The following is a 12,582-nucleotide window of genomic DNA, read 5'->3' as shown; positions in this document are numbered from 1 at the left end:
GAGACAGATGCCAAGGATCATTGCCGGCCAGGCCGGATCACTGCAGCTCGAATCCGTCCCGGGACAGGCCACCCGGCCCACCACTGATCGCACCCGCGAGGCCCTCTTCTCCTGGCTGGCGAGCCGGGGCTGGTTGGAGGGCACCGCCGTCGTGGACCTGTTCGCCGGTTCCGGTGCCCTGGGTGGCGAGGCGGCGAGCCGGGGCGCCGAGAGGGTGCTGCTGGTGGAGCGGGATCGGCGGGCCGCAGCCGTGTGCCGGCGGAATGCGGCCGCCGTCAACCAGCGGGTGGGCCGGAGCGTGGTCCAGGTGGCCGCCGGGGACGTGGACCGGGTGCTCTCCGAACCCGCCGGTGCCGGCCCCTGGGACCTGGTCCTGGCCGATCCGCCGTATCCGGTGGGCGGATCCGACCTGGCGGAGACGCTTCAGCGGATCGCCGCCGTCCTGGTGCCGGACGGACTGCTGGTGTTGGAACGCTCGGCCCGGTCGGCCGAACCAGGCTGGCCTGCGGCTTTCGAATTGCTGGAATCCCGGACCTACGGCGAGACCATCCTGTATTTCTGCCTGCGGTCCGGTCGGGACGAGGCTGATGACGAGGCGGAGGACGAGGGGGAGGACGCGGGGGAGCAGGCCCCGCGGGATGCCCCCGGGGAGAGGGCGGCAGGTGCGGGGACGTCAGCCGGAGAGGGCCCGGCCCAGCCCCTGTAGCCGGGCCACCGCCTCGGTCAGCACCTCGGGCGACTTGCAGAAGGCCCACCGCATCCAGGATCCGAACGGAGCGGGGCCACCCGGGTGTGCCGGCGGGCCGCACAGAGCCCCCACCGGGATGCCCACGACGCCGGCCCGCTCGGCCAGCACCGCGGCTGCGGCCTGCGCGTCGTCCACTCCGAGGCCGGCCAGGTCGGCCACGGTGAAGTACCCGGCAGCCGGCACCACGGGCTCGAGTCCGGCCGAGCTCAAGCCGGCCACCAGGGCGTCACGGGCGGAGCGGTAGCGGTCGCGCTGCTCCGCCAGGAACGCATCGCCCTCCGGCAAGGCCCGGGCGATGGCCGCCTGGTAGGCGGGGCCGGAGGAGTAGGTGAGGAACTGCTTGACCGAGTACACCGACTCCACGAGATCTGCGGGACCGGTGAGCCACCCGACCTTCCAGCCGGTGAGGGAGAAGCTCTTGCCGGCGGACGAGACGGTCAGCGTGCGCTCCCACGCACCGGGCACGGAGGCGACGGGGTGGTGGCGGCCCTCGTACACCAGGTGCTCGTAGACCTCGTCGCTGAGGATGAGGACGTCGTGCCGCGCACAGATCGCCACGATCCGGGAGAGGACTGCGGGCGGAATCACGGCCCCGGTGGGATTGTGCGGCGTGTTCAGCAGCAGGATCCGGGTGTGCCCGGTGATGGCCGACTCCAGGGCCTCGAGATCCGGCTGGAAATCCGGCGCGGCGAGCGGCACGGTGACGAACCGGGCCCCGGCGAGGGCAGCGATCGCAGCATACGAGTCGTAGTACGGCTCGAAGGCCAGGACCTCGTCACCGGGCTGCACGAGGGCCAGCAGCGCCGCGGCGATGCCCTCGGTGGCCCCCGTGGTCACGAGGACCTCGCGGTCCGGGTCCACCTCCAGCCCATAGTGGCGTTGCTGGTGATCCGCCACCGCCCGGCGGAGCGCGGGGTCGCCTCGGCCCGGCGCATACTGGTTGGCGTGGTCGACTCCGTCCGCCCGGCCGGTGACGATCGCCTCGGCGGCCAGGGTCCGCACCCACTCCGGGCCGTCGGCGTCCGGGAAGCCCTGCCCCAGGTTGACCGCACCGTGGCGGCGCGCCAACCGGGTCATGGTCTCAAAGATCGAGGGCGGGTTGCGGGGTGTGACGGGAGTTCGTGCGGATACGCGGGGGACGGCACCTCGGCGGTCCGGCTGTCGTGCGGCGGGCATGGGCTCCATAGTATGTTCGGTGCATGCGTCGAGCCGTCTGCCCCGGATCCTTTGACCCCCTGCACCACGGCCACGTGGAGGTGATTGCACGGGCCACCAACCTCTTCGATGACGTCATCGTGGCGGTCTCCACGAACTACGCGAAGAAGTACCGGTTCGACGTGGACACCAGGATCGAGATGATCCGGGAGACCGTCTCCTCGCTCCAGGGGATCTCCGTGGTGCCCATGGGGGAGGGGCTGCTCGCCGAGTTCTGCCGCAAGGCCGGTGCCAACGCCATCATCAAGGGCCTGCGCAACACCGCCGATCTGGAGTACGAGATGCCGATGGCGGCGATGAACCGGCACCTGACCGGCGTGGAGACCGTGTTCCTGCCCACTGACAGCCGCTATGCGCACCTGTCCTCCACGCTCATCAAGGAAGTGAGTCAGCTCGGAGGGGACGTCTCAGAGTTCGTGCCGCGGGCTGTCATGCGGCGGCTGAACGAGTCGTGATGGTCACCCGGACCCGTTATCCTGCAGCCATGACTGAACGCTCGCAGAATCCTCGCACCCAAAAGGCCATCATCCCCGCCGCCGGGCTGGGGACCCGGTTCCTGCCGGCCACCAAGGCCATGCCCAAGGAGATGCTCCCGGTGGTGGACAAGCCGGCCATCCAGTACGTGGTGGCGGAGGCCAAGGCCGCCGGGCTGAAGGACCTGTTGATGATCACCGGCCGCAGCAAGCGTGCCCTGGAGGACCACTTCGACCGGGTTCCGGCCCTCGAGCGCAGCCTGGAGCTCAAGGGGGACTTCGGCAAACTGGACAAGATCCAGGAGGCCACCAACCTCGGCAACATCCACTATGTGCGCCAGAACGATGCCAAGGGGCTGGGGCACGCGGTGTGGTGCGCCAAGCAGCACGTGGGACGCGAGCCGTTCGCCGTGCTGCTCGGTGACGACCTGATCGATGAGAAGGAGGACCTGCTGGAGCGCATGATCGACGTCCAGCAGGAGAAGGGCGGCTCGGTCATCGCCCTCATGGAGGTCCCCCGCGAGAACATCTCCGCCTACGGGGTGGCCGAGGTCTCCACGGTGGCAGGGGGGCCGAAGGACGTCGTGCGTGTCACCGGGCTCGTGGAGAAGCCCCCGGTGGAGGAGGCACCCTCCAATTTGGCCGTGATCGGCCGCTATGTGCTGGACCCTGCGGTCTTCGACATCCTCGAGCGCACGGAGCCCGGCCGCGGGAATGAGATCCAGCTGACCGACGCCCTGCAGGTCCTGGCCGAGGGGCAGGGGGAGGGGTTCGGTGTGCATGCCGTGGTGTTCAGCGGTAAGCGCTATGACACGGGTGACAAGCTGAGCTACCTGAAGGCCGTGATTGAGCTGGCCAGCGCCCGTGAGGACCTGGGCCCGGACCTGCGCCCCTGGCTCAAGGAGTTCGCGGCCGGACTCTGAACCGCATCCGCGAGTCGCGGGCTTCGGGCCGGTAACTCGATGTCACAGTGAGTGGTGTCCCAGGCGACGCTAGGATGTCCGTGTCTGCCAACGGACGGCAAAGGAAGAGGAGAAGGTCATTCTCAAGTATTATTTCGGGGCCACGCGGTTCAGCATTGTCAGCCCGGACAGCACGTCATGGAGACTCAGCCGCAAGGAGGGCGTCGCCGACGCGCAGAACTACACCGAGCGGCTCTTCTCGGATGAACGTCTGGGCCCTCGAGTACAGATCTTCTGTGAGCTGGCCGCACCGATCTATCAGCAGATGGCCGACCGACACCATTACCGGCACTTCGTCTACTACTCGCCCCAGCTGCCGGACAAGTGGCTGACGGAACTCCAGGCGGCGGCGGAGAAGTACCCAGTACTGGAACTCGTGGCGGTCAACTCTGACCGAGTGGGCAACGTCGCTCGCATGCAGAAGGTCCTGGTAGAGGCCGCTCCCGGTGATGATGCACTGGTCTTCGCCTTCCGTGTGGACGACGACGACCTTCTCTCGGCCGACTACCTGGACCAGGTGGAGCAGTATATGCTCCCGGAACACGACGGATTCGGAGTGTCCCTGGCGGAGGGGTATGTCGGTCTATTCGAACATGGTGGGTACTCGGTGCTGCGCCATTACAACCAGGCGATGTCCTCGATGGGCCAGGGCGCCATCGGGCGCTGGATCTCCAGCACGGGCACCTTGGAGATCAACGAGATCCGCAATCATCGGCGGACACCGAAGATGCGGACTGTCCTCCTCAACGCTCAGCGTCCCAGCGTGATCCAGACCCGGCACATCCAGCAGGACACAGCCACGGACGATGGCCACATGAACGGCGACCCGGACGTCATCCGCCGGGAGATCCTGACCAAGATGGGACGGCACGCGGTGGTGGAAGACACCGAACAGTTGTTCACGCAGTTCCCCACGCTGCGCGGTCTGTACACGGCCGCGGAGGACGCCAAAGTCAGCGCCGACGCAGAGCAGGCCGCCAGTGATGCCAAGGCGGCCGAGGCTGGCAACGCCGCGGCCGGAGTCGGGCGGGCCTCGGTTGGTCAGTCCGCGACGAGTCGGCTTGCCGTGGCGCGGAGGCGGCTGCGGCGCCGAGTCGGCACGATGGCGCGCCGAATCGGCCTGCGCCGCTGAGCAGCTGGGCGGGGTCCACGGCGTGTTCTGACGACACGGTGCGGATGGTTTTCGGCCGCCGGAGAAGCCCGGTACTCTTGACAACAGTCGCATAACGGCCCTATGGGGCCGTCCAATTGGAGGAATTGATCTATGAAGCGAACCGCCACGATCGTTGGTCAGGGATATGTGGGACTGCCCTTGGCGCAGGCCGCCGTCGAAGCCGGATGGCAGGTGTATGGCCTGGATGTGACCGCGTCGCTGGTAGAGGCCCTGAACTCCGGGACCTCTCACGTCGACGACCTCTCCGACGCCGACGTCGCAACGATGATTGAGCAGGGTTACCGGGCGACCACTGACGCTGCGGTCGTGGCGGAGTCCGACGTTGTGGTGATCTGCGTGCCCACGCCGCTTAGTGACAGCGGTGGACCCGACCTCAAGGCGGTCCGGCAGTCGTCCACCTCCGTGGGCGCGCACCTGAAGCCCTCCACCGTCGTCATCCTCGAGTCCACGACGTACCCCGGGACCACTGAGGACGTGCTGATCCCCATCCTGGAGTCGCAGAGCGGGCTGACGGCCGGCCAGGACTTCGACGTCGCGTTCTCCCCGGAGCGCATCAATCCCGGTGATCCGGTCTACGGTGTCAAGAACACTCCGAAGCTCGTCGGCGGCATTTCGGACCATTCCACCCAGGCTGCCGTGGGCTTCTACTCGGACTTCGTGGACGAGGTCGTCCCGGTGTCCGGGCCGAAGGAGGCCGAGATGGCCAAGCTGCTGGAGAACACCTTCCGGCACGTGAACATCGCTCTCGTCAATGAGATGTCCAAGTTCGCCCATGATATGGGCATTGACATCTGGGAGGTCATCCGCGGCGCCTCGACCAAGCCCTTCGGCTTCATGGCCTTCACTCCCGGTCCGGGCGTGGGCGGGCACTGCATCCCGATCGATCCGAATTACCTGGCCCACCATGTTCAGAAGGAGCTGGGATACCCCTTCCGCTTCGTGGAGTTGGCCCAGGAGATCAACAACTCCATGCCCGAGTACGTGGTCCATCGCTCCGCCGATATCCTCAACGAGCAGGAGCGCTCGGTCAAGGGGTCCAGAATCCTGGTCCTCGGGGTGACATACAAGCCGGATATCGCGGATCAGCGCGAATCCCCGGCGGTCGCGGTGGCCGAGCGGCTCTTGGCGCGCGGCGCCCAGCTCTCCTACCACGACCCCTACGTGAAGTCCTGGCACCTGGCGGACCGCACCCTCCGGAGCGTGACTGACCTGGACACCGCTCTGGCCGAGGCAGATCTGGTGGTGCTGCTGCAGGCCCACCGTGCCTACGACCTGGCGTCCATCGAAGCCCGGAGTGCGGTCCTGTTCGACACCCGCGGCAAGAGTGAGGGCATCCGGCTCTGATGATGCCGCAGCTCGCTGGTCGAGGTGCCCTGACGCGGACCGTCCGGTCCGCTCGCGCTCGGACACGGCGGTGGGCCGGAGGCATCACCCCTCTCGTGGAGTTCCGCCGCCGGCAGCGGGTGCGTGTGGGATACGGGCAGACGGAACCGCTGGACTACCGTCCTTCCGGCTCGGTCCTCTTCATCACCAGCAACGGCGCGGGACTGGGACACATCTCCCGGATGCTCGCGGTGGCGACCCGGCTTCCGAGCGACCGTGACCCGGTGATCCTGACCCTGTCCAAGGCCTACACGCAGGTGCAAGGACTCGGCGTGGAAGTCCGCTATTTCCCGTCCGCCGCGGCGACGGACGGCGATGCCGACTCCTGGAACCACGGATTCGGCCGCCACCTGTTCGAGCTGATGAAAGAACTGCGCCCCTCCGTGGTGATGTTCGACGGTACCTGGATCTATCAGCCGGTCACGGATGTGTGCCGCACCCTCGGGATCCACCTCGTCTGGATGCAGCGAGGATGCTGGCGTCCGGAGGTGGACCGAAACTCCCCGCAGCGCCATCTCGCCGCGCGGGTGTGCGATGAGGTGGTTGTTCCCGGTGACTACGGGTGCCGCGAAATGGTTGATGTTGGTCCGGGCGTCCCCGTCCACTACGTCAATCCAGTCACCCTCACGGGGCCGGAAGACCTCCTCAGCCGGGAGGAGGCCTGTGCGGACCTGGGATTCGATTCATCCCGCAGGTATGTGTTGATCAGCCTGGGCGGCGGGATCCTGTTCGATGGTGAGAAGGCGGTGGCCGCGGCCCTGGAAGCGGTCCTCTCCCTCGGGCCGGAGTGGGTGCCGGTCATGACGCGGAACCCCCTGGCAGAGGAGGCGGCTGTGGACGAGCGTCTCCAGGTCATGAGCGCCTATCCGTTGGCCCGGTACTACCGGGCCTTCGAATTCGCGGTCACTGCGGCGGGATACAACTCCGTCCAGGAAGCCATTGCTCTCGACCTGCCCTCGATCCTGCTGCCGAACGACCGGACCGTTACGGATGATCAGGTCAGGCGAGCCCTGTCCGTGGACGAGGAGGGCCTGGCCCGCACGGTCCGCTCGGCAGAGGGGCTGCGGGAGGCGATCACCGCGCAGGCGGCCGGTGACGGCAGAGCCGCCGAGGCCCCGCTGCCGGCTGATGGAGGAGCGCAGGCCGCCGAGCTCCTGGCCGACCGGCTGCGAGCGATCGCGGCAATGTAGAAGGACTTGGAGATCAAGGTGATCGGGACGGAACGGGACAGGACGGGACGGGACATGGACGCGCACGGTGCAGGGGCTGACGAGAAGTACCCCGGGCTTCCGCCGGCCCTGACGGCAGTGGTGCACCGCGCCACCCGTGACCGCCTGGACAAGTGGGCCGTGTCTTCGGAGACTGCCGAAATCGGTGAGTTCTACGCGTGGATCGCCTCCGAGGGCACCATGACCTTCGCCGAGGTCCGGGAGCAGGTCCACAAAGGCCGGCTGGACGGGCTCGACCCGGCGAACCTTGTCCGCATGGCGCGGTTGCTGGCGGTCCAGCTCATCGCCCCGCAGCATGACGAATTCGTGGTGGACGTCCTTCAGCTCGTCCTGCGCCACGATCCCCACAACCCGGCGTACCGCCACCACCGCAAGCTGTTGGTCGAGATGCTGTTCGAACAGGGAAGGTTCGCCGAGGTCCGCAAGCTCCTGGGCCGGCATCCGGACCTGGCCTCTGAGTTCTGGGGATACCTGGACGCGGATACTCTCAACCCCTTCGTCACGGGGAATCGGGCGGACCACGCCCAGTGGCTCCAGGCCTTCAACCGACCGTTCACCAGCTTCGGCCTGGGGCCGGTCACCGTGGACCCGGACGCCGCCAAGCCCTTCGACACGCTCTCCGCGGTTCCGGAATCCGAGGTGCGCCATGGCGGGCCCCTGGTCTCCGTGATCGTCACGACGTACAACCCCGACCCGGCAGAGATCGTCACCGCCGTGCAGTCGATCCTCAACCAGACCTGGCGAAACCTCGAGGTCCTGCTCGTGGATGACTGCTCGAGTCAATCCGACCCGGTGATACTGGACGAACTGGCCGCCTCTGATGACCGGATTCGCCTCATCCGTCTCGACCCCAATGGGGGTACCTACCGGGCCCGCAATGAGGGCATCAAGGCGGCTCGTGGTGAATTCATCACCGGCCAGGACACGGACGACTGGTCCCACCCGGAACGGATCGCCCACCAGGTCGACCGTCTTCGCGACCGCGAGGACGTCGCCGGGGTGATGACCCGGGCCACCCGCATGGACGACACCTTGGTGCGGGTGTCTCGCGGTCTGGTTCCGGTGCGCCGTTGTGAGGTCAGTTTCATGATGCGTCGCGAGGACGCCATCGGGGTCGGCGGCTACCTGCCGGTGCGCAAGGCGGGGGACTCGGAGTTCCGTGAGCGGCTCGAGCGGTGGACGGGAAAGCCCACGGACGTCCTGGACGAGCCCCTGTACATGATCAGGCTGTCCCTCGGGTCCCTGTCCCGATCTGACTTCCGCGTCGGCTGGAACCATCCGATGCGCACCGGCTTCCGCAATGCCTACCGGCGCTGGCACCAGACGGTGGAACCCGCTGAGCTTGCCTTGGACAACCTGGGCGACGAGGACCGTTTCCCGTTCGCCATCGCCCCGAACATGCGGGGAAAGGAATATGAACCGCAGCGTGTTGATGTCTGCTTCGTGGCCGACTGGCGCGGGAATTCTCCGCAGGTCGGTGAGGTCTTGGAAGAGATCCGTGCCTGCCGGGACGGCGGCCTCAGCGTCGCCGTCCTCCAGATGGAGTCTCCCTACGGGTCGAACCAGTTCGGCACCCCGATCCTCCCCGAGGTGCAGGAACTCATCAATGATGGGTCCGTGCTGCAGATGTACCCCTACGGGCCGGACACCGCACGGAACGTCATCGTCCGGGACCCGGCAACAGTCCACCTGGGCCGCCGGGCGTCGCTCGGACTGGCTCCAGACCGGCTGTTGATCGTCGCGGACGCGGAGGAGATGTCCATCCGCGACCGCGACTGGACCTTCGACCCGGCGTGGACACAGTCGATGGCCGCGGACATCTTCGACTGTCAGGCCGAGTGGGTGCTGACCGCAGCCGACGCCTCGTCCGAAAAAGCCGCCGGCACCGATTTCCCCGTGCCCGTCGCCGATTGGGCCTACCCCGTGGTGCTGTCGGCCGGCTGGACCGCGCGTCCGCCGGCGCCGGTACGGACCGAAGGATTCGTCCTCGCCCGCCGGGTGGGCACGGACTCCGGGGACTGGCCGGCGAACGAGGAGCAGATTGAAGCTGCCTACCCCACGGATGGATCGGGGGAGTACCGGTGGCTGGGGGATGCTGACGTGCTCCTGGACCGCGTGGGACGGAGAACCCTCCCGGCCTCCTGGGTGTGCTTCGGCGACGGCGAAATCGACCCCCTGATCTTCTGGCGCTCGGCGGACTTCTGCCTGCAGTTCGGCGGAGACTCGGCGACGGGGCACCCCCGGCGTGATGTCCTCGAAGCCCTCGCGGCCGGCGTCGTGGTGGTGGGCGATGTAGGCCACCAACGGGCCTACGGTGACTTCGTGGTCGAAGTCCGGCCAGCGGATGCGGCAGATGCCCTCCGGACGCTGGCGGAGAACCCCGAGGAGTACCGCCGTCTGGCCCTAGCAGGACAGAAGCACGTTCGGGCGAGGTACGGCGGCCAGTCATTGGTCCGAACCCTGCAAGACAACAACGGCGATGAGGATGGGACGAGAACATGAGGATCACTGCCCGGAGGATTTTGCCGGTCATCCTGGGGGTCGTCGCGGCTTTCCTGCTGGCCCTGGTGCTGACCGTGGCGGGCTATGCCGGTGCCGAGGCGGTGACGGCGGGAGCATTCTGGACCACCCTGGCGACCCTGATGCTGCTCATGCTGGTGTTGGGGGCGATACTGGCCGTTCTGGCACTGTCCCTGGTGCGCCTGGTGCTGCGTTCCGCCAAGGTGCGGAAGTGGCTACGCCGGCAGATCGACCGTTTCCTCGACTACGTGGAGAAGGATTCCCAGCGCCGTCAGGCGGCGAAGGCTCAGGTTCTCTCGGCCCGGCGCCAGGAGACGACGACGCGGGAACGTCTCGAGGCCGCGGAGCGCCGCCTGCTGGCCACCATGGATACCTTCCGCTTCGGCCATGAAGACCGGCTGGCAGCCCTGGAAGAGCGACTGGAAGCCGTGGATGAGCACATGGAACGGCAGGCCTCTAAGGCCGAACGCCAGCGTTCTGATGGCGTCCGGCATACGACGACGACCTCACGGGAGACCGTGCGGCAGGTCGAGTCCCTGATGCAGCTGTCGGGGCGGGTCGACTCCTCGCACCACCGCCTGCCGCTCTCGGGAGGCTTCGCCATGAACGCCGAGGGGCTGCTCTGGTTGACCGACCTGCTCCAGGATCACCAGCCCCGGAAGGTCCTTGAGGTGGGCAGCGGCGCGTCGACCTCCTGGATGGGAGAGTTCGTCCGCCGCCACGGCGGCAAGATCGTGTCCGTGGACCATCTGGAGGAATACGCGGCCCAGACCCGCCATGAAGTCGAGGCCCGTGGCCTCGGGGACACCGTCGAGGTCCGCCTGTCTCCACTGCAGCCCGTCGACATCAAGGACCAGACCTTTCAGTGGTACGGACTGGAGGCCTTCCATGACCTCCGGGACATCGATCTGCTCGTCGTGGACGGGCCGCCCAAGTCCACGGGCGAGAACGCCCGGTTCCCCGCGCTGCCCGTGCTTCTTGACCGCCTCGCGCCGGGCTGCCTCGTCGTGATGGACGACTTCAACCGACCCGATGAGCGGGCGATCGTGGAGGGCTGGCTGGATCAGTTCCCGCAGTTCGAGCCCGTCGAGACGTTCAACGAGCGGATCGGGATGATCCGACGAGTCGTCTGATCTTCCGCACGGCCCGGCGCACCAGGCTTGGTTTGGGCCGGACCTGGGTCGGAGCCGCCTGGACTGAATCCGCCTGGGCCGCCGTGGCCGGAACTGCCGCTGCTGTGGTGCCCTCGGGGGCGGCGGCAGGTTCCATTCCGGCGGGCTCGTGCTCAGCGATGAAGCGCTTCAACGCCTGCTTGTCCACGCGGTCCTCCAGGAGCGGCCCGGCCAGGGCCTCGACGATTCCCCGGGCGTTGAACGGCAGCTGAACACGGTGGGCGAGATCCACCTCCTGGATCCGCAGGGTGGCCCAGCGGCCCAGTCTGCCCTCCACGTAGAACAAGTCGTGCCAGTCGAAGGGTCCGGGGTACTCCGTGTCCAGACCTGCGTAGTCGACGTACCGTTCGAATGCCGACCTGACGAGCGGATGCTCATGGAAGGGCGACGAATTGTAGAGGTAGGACAGTCGTTCCACATCAGGCTGACCGGATCGCTTCTTATAGAATCCCGTGCCGACCTCGGCCACCATGGACTGCAGTTGGACGGTGTCAACGGGCAGCTGTTCCGCGTAGGCGACTGAGACGCGCCGAAACTGCCGGGAATACCGGAGGCTCCGCTCGTAGGACCGGCCGTAGTCTGTGCCTGCGGTCGTGGACAGTGCCTTCAGGACATTCGGGCTGAGGTCGATGACCTGGTGGCGCAGGCCGTAGAGCTCGGCCAGCTTCACCGCCGCCTCAAGATCGGCAGCCATTCCGGCGTGCGGATTGCTCACATCGATGTAGGTCCACGTGACGGCTGTGTCGGTGTTGAGATACGGGGCCGTCGCGGCCAGGGTGGAGCGCGAGTCCGTACCGCCGGTCAGCGAGATGCCGATCTGGTCCGTCGAGGCGCAGATCAGCCGGACGTGACGGATGAACAGATCGCGAAAGGCCTCATAAGCCTTCTCGGAATCTCTGATGGCCGTGGTTTCCGGGAACGGGTAGTAGCGACGGTGCTGGGGCGTGGAGCCAGCCTTCAGGTGCAAGGCGTGATTCGGCAGGACGGGCAGGACACCTATGAAGGGAGTCTCCACGCCTGGCCAGTAGATAGTTCCCTTGGCGCCATGGTCCCGAGGGCTTGCCATGAGCTCCCGGTACGGTGTGTTCAACTCGGCGCCGGTGGCCTCGGCCAGCAGGTGAGAGTAATTGGAGAACGTGGTCCCGCGTTCATCGTGGTGCCAGAACACGGCCTGGGTGGCCGCGAAGTCTGTGATCAACAGGGTCTCGGTACCGTCATAAAGCATGGCCGTCCACCGGCCACCGAGATAAGCCACGCGGCGCAGTGCCTGCTGTAGGCCCTCAGCCTCCAGCAGGTGGCCGATGGTGGCTACAATGATCTCCGGGTCGACGATGTCGTCGGTGAGATCGATCGGCTCGCCGATGATGGCGGCGCGGACCTGATTCCCCTCGTGGACCGCCCATGTGGTCTTGGGGTGCAGCCGGACCGTGAGGTTCCCGAACGCTTCCGCCCGCCAGTCGGCGAGGTCGGATACCTCCACGGCGTGATCGGCGGCGAGGTACCCGTAGTTGAAGGCGTGGTCGATCGGGGTCTGCTCGTCAACACTGGAAGTCATGCACCGAGCGTAATCCACGACTCTGTCTGCGCAGTACACCCGGGTCTAGTTGCCTCATGTCAAGATGCCAGCTTGTATTGATTCGTTTATTGATTCGTTGACTCATCCGTTTTCGCCCGCGTGCGGGGTGGGCGGCTGAGCCTGGTCTTGG

At 67.0% G+C, this 12,582-nt stretch carries 10 protein-coding genes; 8 read left to right on the top strand and 2 right to left on the bottom strand.

Annotated elements, in window-relative coordinates; genetic code table 11:
- The first annotated feature begins 7 nt into the window (after positions 1-7).
- Positions 8-706: a 16S rRNA (guanine(966)-N(2))-methyltransferase RsmD gene (rsmD, locus tag ACFFIO_RS01875; protein WP_378039967.1), complete on the top strand. Its 699-nt coding sequence runs from the start codon at positions 8-10 to the stop codon at positions 704-706.
- On the opposite strand, the gene ACFFIO_RS01870 is transcribed toward rsmD, so the two are convergent.
- Positions 674-1,924 (bottom strand): aminotransferase class I/II-fold pyridoxal phosphate-dependent enzyme, encoded by a 1,251-nt coding sequence (locus ACFFIO_RS01870; protein ID WP_378039966.1) that lies wholly within the window; start codon positions 1,922-1,924, stop codon positions 674-676. The genes rsmD and ACFFIO_RS01870 overlap by 33 nt on opposite strands.
- A gap of 23 nt (positions 1,925-1,947) precedes the next feature.
- On the opposite strand from ACFFIO_RS01870, the gene coaD reads away from it, so the two are divergent.
- The 7 genes from coaD to ACFFIO_RS01835 all read left to right on the top strand — a co-directional run bounded on the left by coaD (position 1,948) and on the right by ACFFIO_RS01835 (position 10,837).
- Entirely contained in the window at positions 1,948-2,418 is a 471-nt protein-coding gene (gene coaD / locus ACFFIO_RS01865; RefSeq protein WP_115930985.1) for a pantetheine-phosphate adenylyltransferase, read from the top strand.
- A gap of 29 nt (positions 2,419-2,447) precedes the next feature.
- Positions 2,448-3,359: a UTP--glucose-1-phosphate uridylyltransferase GalU gene (gene galU, locus ACFFIO_RS01860; RefSeq protein ID WP_378039965.1), complete on the top strand. Its 912-nt coding sequence runs from the start codon at positions 2,448-2,450 to the stop codon at positions 3,357-3,359.
- A gap of 118 nt (positions 3,360-3,477) precedes the next feature.
- Positions 3,478-4,530: a glycosyltransferase gene (locus tag ACFFIO_RS01855; RefSeq protein WP_378040008.1), complete on the top strand. Its 1,053-nt coding sequence runs from the start codon at positions 3,478-3,480 to the stop codon at positions 4,528-4,530.
- Between the two features lie 132 nt (positions 4,531-4,662).
- Positions 4,663-5,916, top strand: a complete 1,254-nt coding sequence (locus ACFFIO_RS01850) for a nucleotide sugar dehydrogenase (protein WP_366218833.1) — start codon at positions 4,663-4,665, stop codon at positions 5,914-5,916.
- On the top strand, positions 5,916-7,145 hold the full coding sequence (locus tag ACFFIO_RS01845) for a glycosyltransferase (protein ID WP_378039964.1): 1,230 nt from the start codon (positions 5,916-5,918) through the stop codon (positions 7,143-7,145). The genes ACFFIO_RS01850 and ACFFIO_RS01845 overlap by 1 nt, the downstream gene beginning before the upstream one ends.
- 6 nt (positions 7,146-7,151) lie before the next feature.
- Positions 7,152-9,686 (top strand): glycosyltransferase, encoded by a 2,535-nt coding sequence (locus ACFFIO_RS01840; protein ID WP_378039963.1) that lies wholly within the window; start codon positions 7,152-7,154, stop codon positions 9,684-9,686.
- Entirely contained in the window at positions 9,683-10,837 is a 1,155-nt protein-coding gene (locus ACFFIO_RS01835) for an O-methyltransferase (protein WP_378039962.1), read from the top strand. Before ACFFIO_RS01840 ends, ACFFIO_RS01835 begins: the two co-directional genes overlap by 4 nt.
- On the opposite strand, the gene ACFFIO_RS01830 is transcribed toward ACFFIO_RS01835, so the two are convergent.
- A complete protein-coding gene (locus tag ACFFIO_RS01830) occupies positions 10,800-12,431 on the bottom strand; it encodes an asparagine synthetase B family protein (RefSeq protein WP_378039961.1) in 1,632 nt (543 codons plus the stop codon). The two genes, ACFFIO_RS01835 and ACFFIO_RS01830, sit on opposite strands and share 38 nt — an antisense overlap.
- Between the last annotated feature and the right edge of the window lie 151 nt (positions 12,432-12,582).

Source organism: Citricoccus parietis (assembly GCF_042433045.1).
Taxonomy (GTDB): Bacteria; Actinomycetota; Actinomycetes; order Actinomycetales; family Micrococcaceae; genus Citricoccus; species Citricoccus parietis.
The sequence above is the reverse complement of the archived record's forward strand: the minus strand, read 5'-3'. Positions and strand labels throughout refer to the sequence as shown.